20 protein-coding genes are annotated in these 18,221 nt (G+C 49.3%); 9 read left to right on the top strand and 11 right to left on the bottom strand.

What is annotated here, in order from left to right:
- Nucleotide 1: 1 nt before the first annotated feature.
- Nucleotides 2-478 (bottom strand): Hsp20 family protein, encoded by a 477-nt coding sequence (locus tag ACJJII_RS14565; protein ID WP_444912651.1) that lies wholly within the window; start codon nt 476-478, stop codon nt 2-4.
- A 146-nt stretch (nt 479-624) separates the two neighbouring features.
- On the opposite strand from ACJJII_RS14565, the gene thpR reads away from it, so the two are divergent.
- On the top strand, nt 625-1,209 hold the full coding sequence (gene thpR / locus ACJJII_RS14560; protein ID WP_444916684.1) for an RNA 2',3'-cyclic phosphodiesterase: 585 nt from the start codon (nt 625-627) through the stop codon (nt 1,207-1,209).
- Nucleotides 1,210-1,305: 96 nt separating this feature from the next.
- Here thpR and ACJJII_RS14555 read toward each other — a convergent pair whose 3' ends face one another.
- Nucleotides 1,306-2,235, bottom strand: a complete 930-nt coding sequence (locus ACJJII_RS14555) for a hypothetical protein (protein ID WP_444916683.1) — start codon at nt 2,233-2,235, stop codon at nt 1,306-1,308.
- 538 nt (nt 2,236-2,773) lie between these two features.
- On the opposite strand from ACJJII_RS14555, the gene ACJJII_RS14550 reads away from it, so the two are divergent.
- A complete protein-coding gene (locus ACJJII_RS14550) occupies nt 2,774-3,130 on the top strand; it encodes an HPF/RaiA family ribosome-associated protein (protein ID WP_444916682.1) in 357 nt (118 codons plus the stop codon).
- 87 nt (nt 3,131-3,217) lie between these two features.
- On the opposite strand, the gene gorA is transcribed toward ACJJII_RS14550, so the two are convergent.
- Entirely contained in the window at nt 3,218-4,576 is a 1,359-nt protein-coding gene (gene gorA, locus ACJJII_RS14545) for a glutathione-disulfide reductase (RefSeq protein ID WP_413665164.1), read from the bottom strand.
- A 241-nt stretch (nt 4,577-4,817) separates the two neighbouring features.
- Here gorA and ACJJII_RS14540 point away from each other — a divergent pair, with 241 nt between their 5' ends.
- A complete protein-coding gene (locus tag ACJJII_RS14540) occupies nt 4,818-5,318 on the top strand; it encodes a hypothetical protein (protein ID WP_413665163.1) in 501 nt (166 codons plus the stop codon).
- 78 nt (nt 5,319-5,396) lie between these two features.
- Here the strand turns inward: ACJJII_RS14540 and ACJJII_RS14535 are convergent, their stop codons facing one another.
- From ACJJII_RS14535 to ACJJII_RS14520, 4 genes are all read right to left on the bottom strand, one after another.
- Nucleotides 5,397-6,521 (bottom strand): TIGR01620 family protein, encoded by a 1,125-nt coding sequence (locus ACJJII_RS14535; RefSeq protein ID WP_444916681.1) that lies wholly within the window; start codon nt 6,519-6,521, stop codon nt 5,397-5,399.
- Nucleotides 6,518-7,987 (bottom strand): YcjX family protein, encoded by a 1,470-nt coding sequence (locus tag ACJJII_RS14530; protein WP_444916680.1) that lies wholly within the window; start codon nt 7,985-7,987, stop codon nt 6,518-6,520. The genes ACJJII_RS14535 and ACJJII_RS14530 overlap by 4 nt, the downstream gene beginning before the upstream one ends.
- A 127-nt stretch (nt 7,988-8,114) precedes the next feature.
- Nucleotides 8,115-8,924, bottom strand: a complete 810-nt coding sequence (locus ACJJII_RS14525) for a GIN domain-containing protein (protein WP_444916679.1) — start codon at nt 8,922-8,924, stop codon at nt 8,115-8,117.
- A 131-nt stretch (nt 8,925-9,055) separates the two neighbouring features.
- The gene (locus ACJJII_RS14520; protein WP_413665159.1) at nt 9,056-9,478 is read right to left on the bottom strand and encodes an HIT family protein; all 423 of its coding nucleotides are present in this window, start codon (nt 9,476-9,478) and stop codon (nt 9,056-9,058) included.
- A 336-nt stretch (nt 9,479-9,814) separates the two neighbouring features.
- On the opposite strand from ACJJII_RS14520, the gene ACJJII_RS14515 reads away from it, so the two are divergent.
- The 4 genes from ACJJII_RS14515 (at nt 9,815) to tcdA (ending at nt 12,065) form a co-directional block, all read left to right on the top strand.
- On the top strand, nt 9,815-10,174 hold the full coding sequence (locus ACJJII_RS14515; protein ID WP_413665158.1) for a hypothetical protein: 360 nt from the start codon (nt 9,815-9,817) through the stop codon (nt 10,172-10,174).
- Nucleotides 10,175-10,312: 138 nt separating this feature from the next.
- Nucleotides 10,313-10,777 carry an FKBP-type peptidyl-prolyl cis-trans isomerase gene (locus tag ACJJII_RS14510; protein ID WP_413665157.1) on the top strand — a complete coding sequence of 155 codons (465 nt, stop codon included), beginning with the start codon at nt 10,313-10,315 and terminating at the stop codon, nt 10,775-10,777.
- 9 nt (nt 10,778-10,786) lie between these two features.
- Nucleotides 10,787-11,278, top strand: a complete 492-nt coding sequence (locus tag ACJJII_RS14505) for a thiol-disulfide oxidoreductase DCC family protein (RefSeq protein ID WP_444916678.1) — start codon at nt 10,787-10,789, stop codon at nt 11,276-11,278.
- A complete protein-coding gene (gene tcdA, locus ACJJII_RS14500) occupies nt 11,265-12,065 on the top strand; it encodes a tRNA cyclic N6-threonylcarbamoyladenosine(37) synthase TcdA (protein WP_413665155.1) in 801 nt (266 codons plus the stop codon). The genes ACJJII_RS14505 and tcdA overlap by 14 nt, the downstream gene beginning before the upstream one ends.
- Here the strand turns inward: tcdA and ACJJII_RS14495 are convergent.
- Nucleotides 12,062-12,946, bottom strand: a complete 885-nt coding sequence (locus ACJJII_RS14495) for a LytR/AlgR family response regulator transcription factor (protein WP_444916677.1) — start codon at nt 12,944-12,946, stop codon at nt 12,062-12,064. The two genes, tcdA and ACJJII_RS14495, sit on opposite strands and share 4 nt — an antisense overlap.
- A gap of 138 nt (nt 12,947-13,084) precedes the next feature.
- Here ACJJII_RS14495 and ACJJII_RS14490 point away from each other — a divergent pair, with 138 nt between their 5' ends.
- On the top strand, nt 13,085-14,281 hold the full coding sequence (locus tag ACJJII_RS14490) for an acyltransferase family protein (RefSeq protein ID WP_444916676.1): 1,197 nt from the start codon (nt 13,085-13,087) through the stop codon (nt 14,279-14,281).
- A 1-nt stretch (nt 14,282) separates the two neighbouring features.
- On the opposite strand, the gene ACJJII_RS14485 is transcribed toward ACJJII_RS14490, so the two are convergent.
- On the bottom strand, nt 14,283-15,941 hold the full coding sequence (locus ACJJII_RS14485; protein WP_444916675.1) for an aminotransferase class V-fold PLP-dependent enzyme: 1,659 nt from the start codon (nt 15,939-15,941) through the stop codon (nt 14,283-14,285).
- Entirely contained in the window at nt 15,938-16,726 is a 789-nt protein-coding gene (locus ACJJII_RS14480) for a TatD family hydrolase (RefSeq protein ID WP_444905784.1), read from the bottom strand. Before ACJJII_RS14480 ends, ACJJII_RS14485 begins: the two co-directional genes overlap by 4 nt.
- Nucleotides 16,727-16,787: 61 nt before the next feature.
- Between ACJJII_RS14480 and ACJJII_RS14475 the strand changes: the two genes are divergently transcribed.
- Entirely contained in the window at nt 16,788-17,408 is a 621-nt protein-coding gene (locus ACJJII_RS14475; protein WP_413665151.1) for a LysE family translocator, read from the top strand.
- A gap of 65 nt (nt 17,409-17,473) precedes the next feature.
- Here the strand turns inward: ACJJII_RS14475 and ACJJII_RS14470 are convergent, their stop codons facing one another.
- The gene (locus ACJJII_RS14470) at nt 17,474-17,953 is read right to left on the bottom strand and encodes a hypothetical protein (protein ID WP_444896686.1); all 480 of its coding nucleotides are present in this window, start codon (nt 17,951-17,953) and stop codon (nt 17,474-17,476) included.
- Nucleotides 17,954-18,221 lie beyond the last annotated feature (268 nt).

The following is an 18,221-nucleotide window of genomic DNA, read 5'->3' as shown; positions in this document are numbered from 1 at the left end:
CTTACGCTACTGCAGCAGTGGACTTAGTCTCACTCTCTTTGTGCTGCAGCACATTACCTTCTGTAATCGAAATTTTTCGTGGTTTCATCGCTTCAGGTATTTCGCGTACCAATTCTATATGTAACAACCCATTAGCCAGTTTTGCATCGGTCACTTTCACGTGATCGGCGAGCTGAAAGCGCCGCTCAAAATTTCTTGCGGCGATACCCCTGTGTAAATAATTTCCCTGGCTATTACTTTCTGGCTTAGTACCGCTAACCACTAAACGATTTTGCTCCACCTGAATATCGAGTTCAGACTGCTCAAAGCCAGCGACAGCCATGGAAATTCGGTAGCTATCCTCACCGGTTAACTCTATATCGTAAGGGGGGTAGGATGGCTGTTTTTGCTCGCTTGTGGTCATTGCATCGAGCAGACTGGCCATACGGTCAAAACCAATTGCAGAGCGATAAAGTGGAGAGAAATCAAAATTACGCATTATCATATCCTCAATTCAGAGCAATATTTAAAACTACGTCCGTCAAATGACCGGACTCTTTTCAGGGGCACTTTTCATTGAAGCTACCACCTGTACAACAGAGATATGGGCAGAGGTTTCTAATTCAAGGGTGACAGATAAATTTTATGCCAAAAAATCACAAAAAACCTTTAGAGCCCACTTGTCGAATCTTTATCGGCATCCAGCTGGATAAAACAACACAAGAATTTTTAAATTATTTAACAAGCTTCATCACAGAAAAACAAAGCGCCTCATCCTTAGCCAGCACCCGCTTGATAGCCTATAAGAACCGTCATATCACCCTTTGTTTTTTAGGTCAGATTCCAATAAAAACAATACAGCCACTAAGAACCGGCCTAACCTCAATCGCTCGAAACACAACTGAGACGAAAACCCGCCTATTTAAACTTGATACCTTCCCGGGCAATGATGCTCATCTAATCGCCGCAGAAATCACAGCCACCAAACAATTGACGGCCTTGCATATGTCCGTCAAACGCCTCGCTGAGAGCCTATCCATACCGACAGAAAACCGGCGCTATCGCCCACATATCACCCTGTGCAGAAACAGGAAACAATTTCACGGATTTTCTCCAATCGACCTAGAACACCCAATAACAATTAACAATATTACTCTCTACCAAAGTCAACCAAGTCCAACAGGAAGCCTTTACACCCCCCTACAAACAACTATTCTACAGTCGCGGTAAGACTCCTCCCCACTGGTAATATCTATTTTCTGAAACCCCAAAAAGCAAAAAAGCGAGCCTTAGGCTCGCTTTTTTATTTACTTGTTCACTGAACAATTAATTCAATTCTGACAGCACATACTCTGGGTACATAACCAATCTTGGTCGAGATAGGCGACGCGCATCAAAAATAAAGACATAGCGAGCCCCATCATCCTCAGCCGGAATTGTACGGCGGAATTTCCAAGTGTTAATTTTATAAGTTTGGCGACCTGACTCAACGCTAGCCACCAAGCGATATTGATTTTCCCCCAAAAACTCAAAGGGCACTCTTTCCCCCCCAATTGGCCGCAACTCAAGATCCCGGAACGTTTTTCTATCGTTACCTTCTTCGTCAGCCAGGAGATCTCTCAGGCGTGCTGTTTCCCGCTTTACATAATCCAATAAGTCGGCATCGATCTCACGTTTGGCAACAGCTTCCACTTTTGCGGGCTCCTCGCGCTTTGGCGGCTCGACCTGAGCTTTAATTTGCGGGGGCTTTGGTTTCTCATTAGTAGCAGCAGCTCGCGCCATAGCTGCCCTTCTCTCGGATGCTTCAGCCTTTGCCAGCATATCCTCAACCATCTTGCTAATTTTATCCTGCTGGGCAGAAATCTTAGCTTTGGCATCAGCAATTGCCTGTTTCTCTTCAGCCAGTTTTTGTTGAAGCTGCTGATGATTTTCTTTGATAAACTCGAGACGACGTGAACGGCTATCGACACCTCTCTCCGCCATAGCGAAGGCATGCTTTGCCTTCTTCAGGCGACGCTCAGTATCTGAGCTGGGGGTTGACTCATGAGCCCGGGTCGCCTGATTGAGTTCCTGGCGACTCGCTTCGTATTCCAGGCGCAGGTCATCGAGAGATTTCTGGGCCTGCTCGAGCTTATATTCATAGGAGAGCAGCTCATTTTCGACATCCTCGAGCCCAACACTCCTATTTTCAAGAGACTGTTCCAATCGCGCAAGACGGTTCTTCTCCGCCGTGAGGGGCGTCTGCGCTTGTGCCACTGCCCCACCCATAACTACTAAGCCCGCCAAAAGGAGCGAGCAACACCGCTTTACCGCCATCGTCGTGAACCCATTTCTCGAATTGATGTGTTTCGTGTTTTGGAAGCGCAGCGACTCTGAATCTACGACAGAGTGAAGCTACTGCGCAATATGGTCAATTTTACGCAGGGAGCAAGCTATGAGCAATGACCTTGCGTTCACCTGAGCCAACCAGCTGATCAATAAACCTTCAAATCCACAATATTGAGTCACCACAGTGACACCACTCCAAAATTTATATGAAATTTTTCTGCGATAGCGCTTGATTTTTTTTTTGGCGGAAGCATTATGGATACCAGGGAGAAGATCGCTGGACTCAGCGGAAACCCGACCCGGACGTAAAACACCCTAAGCTGCTTTGTCAGCAAATAATCGTTGCGATTCCGGCAGCTCGGCGCTTCAACTGCAGCCTCGAACCCTCCCACTAGGGCGCCCTACCTTCTTACAGCAAACCGCAACAGCGGCCTGCATGGTTTCTTTTAACCGGAGGTATGTGCCCATGAAATCAGCGCCTAACGATAACATTGTGTTCCGCGACATTGACAAGTCAGCCGCCCTGGCGACTACCGTATCCAAGAAGTTAAACAAGCTGGAACGTTATTGTGGCGACATCATACATAGTCGCGTAGTCCTCGAAGCTCCCCATCAACACAAAACTAAAGGCAGACACTTCAAGGCATCACTAGAGCTTGCGATTAGTGGCAATCCCGTGACTATTAGTAGTGAGAACGAATCCATACACCGAGCGGTAAACGACACATTCGCCTCCGCCGAGCGCTGCCTGAAAGAGCGTAGTGAACGCAAGAAAACACGGCGGCACCAAGCCCTGCAAGAGGTTGCAGAAGAACCCAGCTAAAAACTGGGAGTCACAAAAAAGGCGGCAAAATGCCGCCTTTTTCATTATTCACAACTGCAACTTATATCTACAGCGTAACAACAGCACCTAACCTGCAACTGGAGTTCTCATAGTTACAAACTCCTCAGCAGCGGTGGGGTGAATTCCAATCGTTGAATCAAAGGTGCTTTTGGTAGCTCCTGCCTTAAGTGCTACGGCCATCCCCTGAATAATCTCCCCTGCGTCATCGCCAACCATATGCACGCCAATCACCTTGTCGTTGGACGCATCTACAACCAGCTTCATCAATGTCCGCTCTGTATTCCCACTCACAGTGTGACGCATTGGTCTGAATTCCGACTTATAAATAGTGACGTCGAGTCCAGAGTCCCGCGCCTCTTCTTCAGACAACCCCACAGTTCCGATATTCGGTTGACAGAAAACCGCTGTAGGAATGTTGTTATAGTCAATTTCAGCCGTCTCTCCCGTGCGCCAATGCTTAACCAAGGCCATAGCCTCCGCCAAGGCAACAGGAGTAAGCTGAGGCTCACCCGTTACATCTCCCAGTGCATAGATTGACTGCACACTAGTTCTAAAATTATCGTCCACAGAGATTGTGCCATCCTTGTGCAAGACAACACCCTGCTCCTCTAGCCCCAACCCTTCAACATTTGCTACGCGCCCAGTAGCGTAAAGCACCATATCTACATTAATACTGGAACCATCATCGGCATGAGCGAGCAAGCTGCCATCCTGAAGCTTCTCAATAGAAACAACGTTGTGGTTAAACTTTAGATCGATATTTTTCTTCTGCATCTCATCGCGAACAAAAGTGCGAATATCCCGATCGAATCCTCGCAAGAATAAATCTCTTCGATAAGAGAGGTGCACGTTTGCGCCGAGACCAGCAAAGATGCCTGCAAATTCAACGGCAATATAACCCCCACCAACAACCAAAACTCGCTTGGGAAAGTTTTCCATTGAGAAAACTTCATTGGAAGTCAGCGCAAATTCCCGTCCCGGAATATTCGGAATAAATGGCCATCCGCCTGTCGCCACCAAAATACGCTCTGCAGTAATTTCTTTGCCGTTAACAACAACACTGTGAGGACCTTTGATGCTGGCTCTACCATTTAGGGTTTCCACCCCAGAGTTATCCAGCAAATTGCGATAAATCCCATTGAGTCGAGCAACTTCTTTTGCATTGTTATCCCGCAGTGTTGGCCAGTCAAACTCAACTCCCGCGCTATTCCAGCCATAGGCTCGAGCATCAGAAAAGCCTGCGGAATAACCACTCGCATAAACAAATAATTTTTTGGGGACACAACCTACATTTACACAAGTCCCCCCCATATAGCGGTCTTCAGCCACAGCGACCTTCATTCCTTGTGCAGCAGCCATCCTACTTGCACGCACGCCACCAGAGCCGGCACCAATAACAAACAGATCAAAATCATACTCAGCCAAAATAAACTCCCACTCAGCTATGCTTCGAATAATTTTTAAACAGCCCGACAATTAGTTTTCTGTGAACAACCATCTCAAGCTGACAATTCTTACTTAATAACCGTTGACACTTGACTTCGCTTTGGATATTCATGTGACTGCTGTCACAGATATCAGCCCGCCAGAGGAAATTGCACAACAAAAAAACCTGAGGCGGATAAAATAACAGTCATTAATAAGAGCAAAACCTATGGGCAATAATATGAAATACCCAAATGCAGTGATGCAGCGCGCCCTATTGCTTACCTCTCTACTGCTCATCAGCAATTTAAGCAGCGCAAAGTCTCATCCATCCTATCTGTCAGAAAAATACTGTGGCGATGTGGTTGAACAATTTGTCGGCTCGGGCATGCGTAGCCTCGACAAGTATATCAACCATAACTTCAACCCCGAATACACCGGGGGAATTCGCAATACCATACAGTTTCTTGAACAGAGGTTGGACTGGCTGAGCGAGTGCGATGATTACCTGACAGACACCACAAAAAGCTCAGTATTTCACAGCAAAGACGACACACAAAAGATCTTCACCGCCATCAGAGAGTTAGCCAAGGAGCTCCAACACGTCCGGTCTGGAGTTGAATATCGGGATGAATCGGGAAATAACAACCCCGCCCCCTTCATACAGCGCCGCTATGAAGCCCTGGCCCAGCTGGTTGATCGACATCACACCCGCATGTTGATGAAAAAACAGTTTCAATAAGTTGCTGACTAAGGGGGCAGATTTTCGCCCCCTTACATCAAACAGTCAGCCCAAGAGATGGGCTTACGATCCCAGTAGCTACTCGGTACCCGCCTTCCGAACCTTTGCTTCCTTTCGCGAGCTAAGCCCAACCATAGAAAACAACTCGGGCATCCTCTCTTTAAGGCCACCACCAATACGGGCCATAACTGATCTCAGGCGAGGGCGCTGCTTTTCAGTAAAAGGGATTGGCCGACAGCTTTGCATTGTCGCAAGGCCGATACGCGCAACAAACAGGCTGGCTCCGACCCCCTGCCCCAAACGCACAGATACTGTACTCAGCATGCTATCGCCAACAAGTTCCGGCCACATCTCACTGATCGCATACTCACTCGCGCCAGTGTAGGCGACCAAAGACAAAACCCTCTTGAACAAGCGCCATCGCACCACAAGAGACGGCTGCACGCCATAAATCTGCGCCACATCATCAATCATTCGCAGTGACTGCCTCAGGGCAACCAGAATATCGATACTGGCAAAAGGGCTCAGCCCAACCAGTGCACCAGTGCTCGTTGAGTGGCGCACGACTCTCCTTAGAGCCTCTTGGTCAAGGGCATTTAAGAAGGCAACCTCTAAGTGCTCTAACAACTCACTGCTATCGTAATAGTCAGCTGCCTCATCTAGAACTCGATTGAGCAGTACACCTTGGGGCTTACCGGCAAAATGCTCCTGCAAATTGCGCCTGAATACTTGCGCCTCTTGGTGACTGCGGCAATCTCGGGCCTCGGCAGCCATTGCCTGAGTTTTTTCAAGCTTGTTCAGTGGGCGCCCCGCTCGGAAAAACTCCCAAACGGAACTACCAATGATTGCACTGAAGCCCGCCATCAAAACAGCCACAAAAAGTCCCAATCCCCAGTGTTTATCGACCGCCCATTGATAAAGTCCATAAAACTCCCATCCGACCACGGCCACCACTACTGCAAGCGCAGAGAGCACTGCGGGCTTTAGCCACTTAAACCGGAAAGTGGGTAGGCGCAACTCGGAGAAAGCAATCCGATCTGGAAGAGACTCTCCAGTGGTTATTGATCTAGGAATCTCCGCTGACTCATCCGCAAGCGGTTCCACCCGCGTCGCATCTCTGTGCGGGACCTCCTGTCCAGGCTCATCTAGCGACTCGATACGTGTTTCGCGACGGTACTCAGTATTTTTATCACTGTTAATCAAACCTTATCTCCCAACAGAAGGTTCAAAAGAGCATCCACCCGTATATGTGGAATATGTCCTGCCTGCATTCCCACTGGAGGCCGCAGCTGTGGTGGTGCAGCTCCCGCATAGTGGCTCCACCCCTGCTCTTCATAGGGCGCCTGGGCAAAAATTTCCGCATTCTCAAAACCCAAATACTGCCCTTCGAGGTCATAACCCATCAGCATTCTCCGTCCATTCTTCTGCCCCTCTCTAGAGCAGCGAACCGCGGCAATCGCCTCACTAAATACCGGCAAACCCCGGTGACGGGCATCGGAGAAAGTCTGTTGTAACTGCTGGCCTAGAAGCTGCCTCAAAGCATCGTGGTCGGCAGCAAGTACCTGATCGACTTTAGTCGCAGCAAAAAGGAGTCGATTAACCTTTGGGCGCCATAGCTTGCTTAAAAACCCCGATTCGCCATAGCGGAATGTATCGGCAATATGAGCAAATGCCAGACGCATATCTTCCAGGGACTGTTCACCAGCAAATAGAGTGCCAATCATATCTACCAGTACCAGTTGTCGATCGATATGTCGAAAATGGCTGTCTACAAAGGGTTTTACCTGCGCCTGCACATAGCGTTCGTAACGCGCCTGCAAAACCTTAAAAACACTACTCTCAGACAAAGCAGCTAACTGCCCAGCATCTAAACCACGTAAATCCAGGAGTGGAACTACCCCGTACGCCTCCTCGTCTAGCAGCGCTCTACCAGGCTGTAAATAACTGAGATTCAACTTGGTTCGGCAACTCAGGAGATAAGCTCGGTATTCCCCCCATAATTCGTCCAAATTTACTTCACTGGCATTCGCCTGGGGGGACAGTGCTGCCAGCTGAGCTGTCAACTGGGGGGCCAGCATTGACCGCGCATCTGTAGAAAATAGGTGTGCTTGATGACGACACCACTCTGCATAATCCATACGCAATAGCGGCAAGTCCATCAACCATTCCCCTGGGTAGTCACGCAACTCCACTACCAACGTCTTTCTACCATTACGCCGAATACGGCGCCGGCTGCGTAAATGGATGTGTAACTCCATAGCCGAAGCATCTCTAGTGCTCTGTGGCCAACTAGGTGGCTCAGCCATCAGTGCCGACAGGCAGGTCTGATAGTCAAACGGCGCCAAACCAGAGTCCAGCGCTGGCTTCAACTCTGCCCCCAACAGATCGCCATTGAGCGCAGGGGCAAAACCAGGTAATTGAGACTTCTCCGGATTGCAGAGTTGGTATATCAGACTGGTGAGAAACGTGGACTTGCCAGCACCACTGAGCCCAGTGATACCGATACAGATGCGTCGGTCCAACAAGCGTTCGGCGGCCCAGTGGGATTTATCTTGGGCCTCTCGGCTCCAGCGCCGTAGCTTTTCTTTTAAATGTGGGCGAGATTGGCTCTCGCGAGACATAGAATCTTCGCGGTCCAGCGACACACACTCTGTCACTTTGGGTTCCATATAAAGCTGACTTCCAGAAATGGGGATAGAGAGGACGATGGAGGCTCAAGAATGCCCCAAAAAAGAAATAGGCGCACAGCCTTACTGGCCGAACGCCTTAGATGCAAAGGGGCTCAGGAGCCGCCACTTAGTCAACCAGCGCTACGTCTCCCGACCCCATTACTGAGAAGGAGTCTGTTCCCGGTCGTTTCAAGACAATATCACCCGATCCCATTATTGAACCGCTGGCATTATCGGCGCGCAGACTGCGGCCAATAAAATCACCTGAACCCATGAGGCGAACGTTCACATCGGCAACTCGCCCGCCAACCAACATATCGCCTGAACCTTGTATCTCCGCAAGTAAACTCTCACCGGTAATAGTACTTATCTTCATGTCGCCAGAGCCTGTCACCGCTACTTCCCCTTTGACAGTCAATGCCTTGTTGAGGAACAAATCACCGGAACCAGTAACATACGCTTTCAAGGATTCTGCGGCGACCTTGTCGATATTGATCATTCCTGAGCCCGTCACCCCCAAAGTTAGGCCTTCACTCTCAACACTTGAAGATCTAGCCTCACCAGAGCCAGTCACCTTAAGAGCCTCAATTTTAGGCATCGTCACTGTAAAGTTAACTTCATCTCCCTGCCCTCGGGATATGGTGACAAATCCAAAAAGGTTCTGGGTGTTTTCCTCAACGGATAACTCCAACCTTTCCCCTTTTACCTCAACTTTGACGTAGGGCATTGTGCTGACAGGGCCGACAGCGACAACTTCAAAACTGTCTCCCTGAATCAACTTCAAGTGAGAACTCCCCTTGAGAGACACCTGAGTGAACCCTTCCATATCGAAACGCTTAGTTTCCATTTCCTCTGCCTGGGCATTAGTGCAAAACGCAGCGACTGTGGCGAGGACTACTAGCAGCGGGGCAAAGAGCGTCTTCTTCAAAATCATCATTAGAGGGATCTCATCGTTATTACCAGTTCATACCTATGTGACTCAGTAAGCGGGGGACTTGGATGCAGTGTCCCACAAATATTTTGGGGACACCATATGACCGAACAGTCTAAAAAATCAATCTTAACGTCCTAGCCGCACTCCGCCTCGCTAAAGCCCAGCTCCTTTAAGGATTGTCGAATCTTTTCCGCCTCATGTGCCAACTGCTCTGAAGAAGCAGGCTTTTGCTTAGAGAAGTCAAAGTCTGACAATTCATCTACGGGTATCAGGTGGATATGGGTATGTGGCACTTCAATCCCAGCGATCATCACGCCCACTCGCTTCGGTGAGTAAGTTGCTTTCAGCCCTTTCGCCACCTTTTGCGCAACCAGCATTAGATGACTCGCCAGCTCCTCCGGAACATCATCCCAATGATTAATTTCCTCAACAGGGATGACCAAACAATGACCAGCCTTAATGGGTGAAATGGTCAAAATAGCTACGACCTTTTCATCTCTCCAAATAAAATTGCCAGGTAAATCGCCATTAATTATCTGAGTAAAAATACTTGCCATAAATTATCTCAAAAGGTTGAAATTTATTATTTGGTGCAAGCGTGCAGTCTAACACCAAGAAGAAAAAATAAAGTGTAAAGGCTTAGAAAATACTTGTGCAAACATAGATTTTCTTCTTTGGCGAAATAAACCCCCAATATGTGACAACCTGTCGAACAGAATGACAATTTTCTTAAACCAAGTTGGCATACCGAAAGAATATGTCTTAGGCTCGTCACCAATTAATGTTGTACCGCCATTGAGCCAATGCACATTGTGCTTCTCGTTACCAAAATACTTTTTCGGCTCTGCGGATAAACTTTAAATCAGTGCCAACTGCTCACCGGGGGGAGAGATATGGAAAGCCTGTTGGATCAGGTCGGTGGTACTAAATTTGTCAACCGTACAGTCAGTGAATTTTACGGTGCTCTCAGCCACCACCTTTCAGCCTACGAAACTTGTGATTTCCGCAAACAATTAAGTCGTCAAGCTCAGTTTTTGAGCCATGCGTTGTCATCTACACCGGAACCAGACCGGAGTAGTCGCGCCCGTTTTTTAGCCAGGGGGTTAAACCCAGAGCTATTCGATTCAATGCTGGAGTATTTCGAGGGTCGCCTATTGGAGTTGGGCTATCGCCCTGACTTCAGCACACAACTGGTTGCGATCGTAACCAATCTCTATGGCGGTTGTGAGCAGGACCTGTCAATCGCTTGCTAATCTTTATCAGCAGCGCGCACGCACAAGTTGCGGCGCGCCCGCCCTGTCAATACAATTGCGCTTCACAGCCTTTACCCCCCGTTTTATTGCGCAGCGGTAAGCGCTCATTCACATACTCTTTTATATCAGAGATTATTCATGAAGATTGCCAACCACACAGTTGTGGAGATCCACTACACCCTGAAAGATGCTGACGGAACAGTCATTGACTCCTCAGCCAATGGAGAGCCGCTCAAATATCTGCAAGGGGTTGGTAATATCATTCCTGGGCTTGAACGCGAGATGCTGGAAAAGGCACCTGGTGATAAATTTACTGCGGTGATCGCACCTGAAGACGGTTACGGCGAGCAAAACCCGGAGCTGATCCAAACCATGCCGCGCAGTGCCTTTGGTGGGGTTGAAGAGTTATCTGTAGGCATGGCATTCCGTGCAGAGAGCACCGAAGGTCACCCGATTGAAGTGGAAATTATCGACATCGACGGCGACGAAGTCACTATCAATGGCAACCACCCCCTCGCCGGCGTTGAGCTGCACTTCGAAATTGAAGTTGTTTCTGTACGCGAAGCGACTGCCGAAGAAGTTGACCACGGTCACGTGCACTGATCCCATGATATGAAACGCCGCCAGCCGCGCGGCGTTCCCCCCTTCTCAATGTCATTGCCAAACAACATCATCCTATTTGATAGCGTCTGCCACCTGTGCAATCGCTGGAGCCAGCTAATTCTCAAGCGCGATAGAGAGCGGCTCTTTACCTTATGCCGAGTACAATCCGAGGCAGGCCAATATCTCCTAAAGCAACTAAACCTTCCTCTGGACACATATCAGACCATGATCTTGCTGGAGCGGCAGGAAAATGGTTCATACCAACCCTTTGATAAAAGTGAAGCTGCGCTGAGAATTGTCAGCCGCTTACCCCAGCCCTGGCATTTACTGACCATATTGCGCTACATTCCCCGCCCAGCACGAGACTGGCTCTACGATTTAGTTGCTCGAAACCGCTATCGCTGGTTTGGTCAACGGGAGAGTTGCCTATTGCCGTGTGACGCTGACAAACAGCGGTTTTTGGAAGATGTACCTGAAGAGACCCCAGATGAGCTTGTCTGACCAGTATTTACAGCGATTTGGCGGCATTGCTCGCCTGTATGGCGATAAGGCCCTCGAAATTTTATCCTCTGCTCACATATTGGTTATCGGTATTGGTGGCGTAGGGAGCTGGACTGCAGAGGCCCTGGCGCGAAGCGGCATTGGTCAGTTGACGCTTATCGACTTGGATGACGTCTGCATCACCAATACCAATCGTCAGAGCCACGCACTCGCCGATACTGTAGGCCATATCAAGGTCGAGGTGATGGCAGAGCGCCTCAGGCAGATTAACCCGGAGATTACAGTTCATACGGAAGAGGACTTTATCGCTAATGACAATTTCTCAGCGCTGATCAACCCCGATATACACCCTATCGATGTGGTGATTGATGCAATAGATTCCGCCCGGGTAAAAGCCGCCCTGATCGCTTACTGTAAAGCCCGAAAAATACGCTTGATAACGGTTGGTTCCGCAGGAGGTAAGCGCTCCCCCGATCGCATTGAGTGCGCCGATCTCGGCCGTACAATTAATGATCCGATGCTGGCAAAAGTCCGCCAACATCTATACCGCTTCCACAACTTCCAGAAGAGTCGCAAGCGCCAGTTTGGCATCGATGCGATCTTTTCCACTGAAGCAATGGTATACCCGCAGCCAGATGGGCAAGTATGCCAACAGAAGAGCGCTATGCAGGACGGTGTTAAATTAGACTGCAGTGGCGGCTTTGGTGCGGCAACTATGATTACCGGCACCTTTGGGTTTTTGGCCGCCAACCGGGCCATCGAGCGACTTCTCCAGGCAAAAAACTAAGCCGGGGTTAATTGAGCCCTCAACTGATCGCGGTAGCGCCTGCTCACCGGGATCAGCTGGCCGCCAACCAAGTGAATACGCGCATCACCGCTCTCCAGGGGTTCAATCTCCGCAATAGAGTCCAAGCGCACAATATAGGAGCGATGGATGCGAGCGAATGATCCTGGATCCAAACGCTCCAATAACTTGGTCATAGTCTCCCGCAGGGGGTAAATTCTATCGCCCAAGTGCAGATTGACATAGTTGCCAGCAGCTTCTACCCATTCGATATCCCGCACATTAACCAGAAATTCTTTTCCCAGCTTTTTCACCAGAAGACGCTCCGGCCTTTCTACTGACTCAGCAGCATCTCCCTCATCTGGCTCTTCTAGTAAGCGCGCCTCACCCTGTAAACGTACCAACAAAAAGCGGTACAAATAAACAGAGCTTAAAAGAGCGGCATAGGTTTGAATATCTTTGAGATATTCATAGAAAAATTCTACAGGCCAGTTACCAAAGTTATAGGAACCATCATTGAGGTGGTAAATGACCGTCCTCATAAACACCATGCCGGAAACGTGGATCAAGGACCAAGGCAAAGTGAAAAATAAATGTATGGCCAAGCTCTGCCGAACTCTCCCCTTGCGCAGGGGGAAATAATGATCAAGAAGCAATATCAGCGGAAATAAGATTGCGATCATTAGGATACTGGTTCCCTCCCACACCAGAAATTCCCATGGCTGAAAAATAGAACCCCAGCGGCGGTGATCAAAGTATGCCAAAGCGAACTGAACAAGCCACTGGCCGACAAAAAACAACAACCAGAATCCCACCTCAAACTGTCGCCGGTGCGCCAAATACTGCTGAACCGTCATTGCTCCTGAACCAGTATAAAAATTCATCGGCAGTCTACCCCCGATTCGCCCCCAAAAACCACCACTGGCCCCTAATACCGCACAAACCGGCACTTTGGGATAGCTAATGGCAATTACTAACGGGAGCATAGCGAGCGACTAAAACAGCCTTGAACGACGAAACCTATGCATTCAATAACACAGAGACGCCACGATATTGACGCCCTTCGCGTACTAGCCTTTGGCCTACTTATTCTCTACCACCTGGGAATGGCCTATGTCGCGGAATGGGGGTGGCATGTAAAAAGCAGCTACCAAAGCGAGCCACTACAACTGGTAATGCTAGCGGTTAACCAGTGGCGGATGCCGTTGTTGTTCCTGATTTCAGGTGCAGCCAGCTATTTTCTCTTCCACAAGTTGGGCACTGGAGATTACTTACTGAGAAGAATGAAGCAGCTATTGATTCCCCTGGCATTTGGAATGCTGGTGGTGGTTCCACCCCAGGCCTACTATGAAGCGCTAAGCAACGGCATTATTGAGCCTGGATACTTATCATTCCTGCTGAAGTACTTCTCGTTCAGCCACTGGCCAGAGAATGCCTTTGCTGGGAGTGAGTTTGGCCTGACCTGGAACCATCTGTGGTATCTACCCTATCTGGCATGCTACACCCTGGCCCTTATTCCTCTAGCCCTGTGGTTTAAACACCAACGGTGGCTGGGCCGATTCATGGAGAATATTAAATCTTGGCAACTGCTAAGTCTGCCGCTTGTACCCATGATGGTGTACGGCCTGGTCCTATTTCCGCGCTTTGGTGGGATTAACTATGCCATCGTCGATGACTGGTACACCCATGCCAGATTTTTTACTTATTTCTTCTGCGGCTACTTGCTAGTCAGCAGTAACGCCCCCTGGGAAATACTGGCAAGACTACGCAATCGCTTGGTTATTGCAGCGCCCCTCACTTTCGCCCTATATCTATTATTTGATCGAGCACTACCTGATAACAGTATTCCCGCCCAGAAAATACTGCATTTTATTGTTATCTATACAAATCGATGGGTATGGCTCCTGGCTGTTTTAGCCTGCGCTTATCGATTTCTCAATAAGCAATTCCGTTGGTTACCCTATGCCAATGAAGCGGTATACCCTTGGTATATCCTCCATCAAACCATTACCGTAATCGCTGTGTATCAATTGGGGCGACTCGCCCTGGGGCCCATCCTGGAGCCCTTGCTAGTATTATTAATCACTATTTTCGGCTGCTGGGCTTCATATGAATTTATCATCCGAAGAAATCCAGTTTTGCGACCGCTGTTTGGTTTAAAGCCTATTTCCAATATCGGGTCTATTGCGGTGGAGGCCCCCATACCCCGCTCCAGTTAAGTTAATGGGAGGTCTGCTCCACCAGATTCAAAGCACGTTGCAGCAATGCGTAAAAACCATTGCTGCGCGATTCACTTAAGTGCTTACCGAGTCCCAGCTCAGCAAATAACAGGGAAAGATCTCTCTCTCGAATCTCAGTAGCCGTGCGGCCATCAATTTGTGAAAGTAATAACGCACCCAGGCCTTTTACAACCCGGCTGTCGCTTTCCAATCCAAAATAGTGCCTACCACCCTCTGTCCGGTGCGCTAACCAAGCTGCAGACTCACAACCCCGCACCAGGTTTTCTTCGGTACGTATCTCGGGCTTTCGGGCAATAGTTTTACTCCACAGCATTAATTCTCTATAACGTCCCTGCCAGTTGCGCTGGGAAACCAAACTCTCTAGCAATAACGAGGAAAAATCATCCCTGGCCCATTCATCACCCTGATTACTATCCCCCTGTTCAATTGACTTCTGGATCTCACAGTACTCTTTCAGGGCCTGCAAAAAAGCCTGAATATCACTATCGGTATTGTAGGCTGCGACTGATGCTCGGACCGTCACCAAATCACCGCTCTCTTTACCTAACAATTGTGCACAGTGATGGCCTACTCTCACTGCAATATCGCGCTCGTCCAGCCAGTGCATTAAATCGGCAGCGCTACCATGAATAGGCACAAAAGAGACAATACCCAGATTGTGGCGCACTTGGCTGATAACCCTAAAATTGGGGGACGCTATCAGTTCGCGATGTATCCATCGCACCAATTTCTGCTCATGCGCCGCTATTGCGACCCTATCTTGCTGCTCAAGAAATTCCAGTGCCGCTCCAAGACCCGCTATTGCCGCCAGCGGAGAAGTGCCTGCCTCAAATTTGTGCGGCAAGCCTGCATAATGACTCGTTTCAAGTTCAACGTCGGAGATCATTTCTCCACCACCCAGCCATGGTGGCATAGATTCCAAAAGTGTTTCCCTACCGTATAAGAAACCAATTCCTGACGGGCCGTAAAACTTATGTGCGGAGGAAACAAAAAAATCACAGCCAATTTTCTGCACATCAATCACTTCATGGGCTGCCAACTGGGCGCCATCAACAATCCACATCAAGTGCTTTCTGCGCAGCAATTGCCTCACTGCAGCCAGGTCCGGACGCAATCCGAGTGCGTTGGAACCGCCGGTCAGGGATACAATTCTTGTGCGCTCATTCAGCACTTCTCCCAGGCGATCAAATTCCGGGACACCCGCTACATGGGGTACATAGCGTAAACTCAAATTGAATCGCTTGGCCGCCATCTGCCAAGGGATAATATTTGCATGGTGCTCCGCTGTTGAGATGACAATTTCATCCCCAGCCTGCAACTCACTGCACAGGCTGTGCGCCAACAAATTCAATGCCTCAGTAGCACCGCGACAAAATACAATTTCCCTTGTGCTGACAGCATTAACAAACTGTGCCGCTTGGCGACGCACTCGCTCCACCATTTCTGTAGCTTTACGCGCCAGACGATGACTGGAGCGGTGCGTATTGGCATTGCTGTGCACATAGTAATCGCGTACAGCATTAATCACTGCCTCTGGCTTCTGCGTCGTTGCAGCATTATCCAGGTATACCAACTCCTTATTCTCCTCTTGAGCAAAGAGGGGAAATGACTGCCTGAATGATTCAGCGGAAAAACTCATAGGGAAAATAACTTCTCAGTATTTCGACAGGTAGCATTGGCGATTTCCCGCACGGAAACTCCCCGTAAATCAGCCAGTGCTTGTGCAATTTTAGAAAGGTTTTCAGGGCTATTACGCATACCCTGCTGACCTGAAAGAGGCATATCCGGGGCGTCCGACTCAAGCAGTAAACTCTCCAGCGGCGCACGTGACACAGCCCGTCGGGTTTTCGCTGCCCGTGGGTAAGTAATTGTTCCACCGATACCCAGATAGAAGCCGCGCTTCCAGTACTCTTGCGCCATTTGCTCACTGCCACTGAAAGCGTGGATCACACCTCCCCGCGGGAGCTTGAATTGCTTTAACAGCCTCAGGAGTTCATTGTGGGCCCGGTGAACATGCAGAATAATCGGCAGTTCATGGTTACTAGCAATCTCCAAATGAAGCTTGAGAATATCTTCCTGCTTATTCAAGTCAGTGCCGATAGAGGCATCCAAGCCACACTCTCCAACAGCGACACATGAGTATTTCTCAAGGCTCTCACTAAGCCGTACTCCCAACTCCATCAGGTTTTCCCGCCAACGGGAATCTTGCGGGATTTTCTTCACCCACCAAGGGTGAACACCAGCAGCCATCATCCAACCGGGCTGTTCCGATACCAGAGCGCCCAACGACTGCCACTGAGCCTCGCAAACGCCGGGGATAATGACCCTATCTATTCCGGCATTGAGACATCTTTGCCACACCTGATCCCGGTCCAGAGAAAAAACCTCAAAATCAAAGTGGCAATGGCTGTCTATAAATTTCACTTGTGATACCCATTATTCGCGCGCATATTAGCATGAAGTCGCCTTTTCCTCTGGTACACCTGTGATTGAATCACTTTTGCCGATCGCCCTTTTTGCTTTCTCAGCCAGTATTACACCGGGCCCTAATAACCTGATGATTATGTCCTCAGGACTCAATCACGGCATCTACAGTTCAACACCTCACCTACTGGGAATTTGGCTGGGATTTCCCGCCATGGTGGTTGCCATTGGCTTGGGACTGGGAACCGCCTTCAATCACTTCCCTTTTCTGCATGAAGTTATTCGCTGGGCAGGCATTGCCTATTTACTCTACCTGGCATGGATAATTGGTTCGACCCGGGAAATGGGTTCTGGAAATTCAAGCCAACCCCTGAGCTTTACCCAGGCGATGGCTTTTCAGTGGATCAATCCCAAAGGCTGGATTATGGCCACTGGAGCACTGGCTGCTTTCACCAGTCCCGGCACAGAAATATGGTCGGGAGTTGTTAAGGTTGCACTGGCATTTATCACCATTGGCGGGCCTTGTGTTGCCATTTGGCTATTCTTTGGCGTTGGGCTAAAACGATTCCTGACTGAACCACGCTACTTGCGAAGCTTTAACATTGCTATGGGATTGTTGCTTGCTGCAAGCGTTATCCCCTTGGCGCTCGAGGGGCTTACCCCCTTTGGCGCAGCCACCTGAAAGGTCTCTTCAACAGCTTAAGCTCGGGAGCCTTCAACTCCCGAGGCGCTCAGAGTTAGGAAAAACTAGCGAGACGCAGCCTGGAAACGGCTTACTGCACGAAGCTCGGCCGAGTCCTGTAACCAAACAATATCTTCAGCTTCTACTTGCTGCCCTGTTATCCCTGATAACTGATCACTGAGTACTTCTAGTCGGGTATTCTCATCGACGCCTTCCACCGGAAGTCGAATCCAGACCTGCCCCTCTTCGTCTGTAACCTCCGCAGGTGCCCCCTGTTCAGTGCTGCTTAAATGGCGATCAAACACCGAGCTGTGACCTGGCGGCAAATAAATAGTGCCATTGGTAATATCGACAGCGAAGGCCACTATGCCCGGCAGCAAGCCAAATAGCAGGCCTGCGCCGTCCAAGATTACGACCGCAGGATCAACTCGCCCACCCGCCTGCCCTTTGCGCTCCGGGTACAGGAAATAGCCGCAGGCGCTCAGATTCATCACTGTTACAAGCGCAGCGGATGCCACGATACTTCGTTTAATCACTCTATTCATGGTGTCACCTCTCACGAAAGCCCCCTATGCGGAGCTATTACTTGTTCTTTCTATTCCCACTAATGCCATGGGACCTATTCTCTATCTGTACAAATTCACGTCAGATAGCCCTGAGACAAAAAGATCATCAAATTTACGCCGATCGAAACGTTCGTACAACATCAAGCAGGCTCGATTGCCTAAACTTTAACCAGCACTTGCTGCGGGATGTTAAGGAGATTTACTAATTTCTGACAGTGTGGAGTGACGCACTTGTGATCTGACCGGG

The organism is Microbulbifer maximicatervae (SeqCode), assembly GCF_052467825.1.
This window is presented reverse-complemented; position numbering and strand designations above follow the sequence as displayed.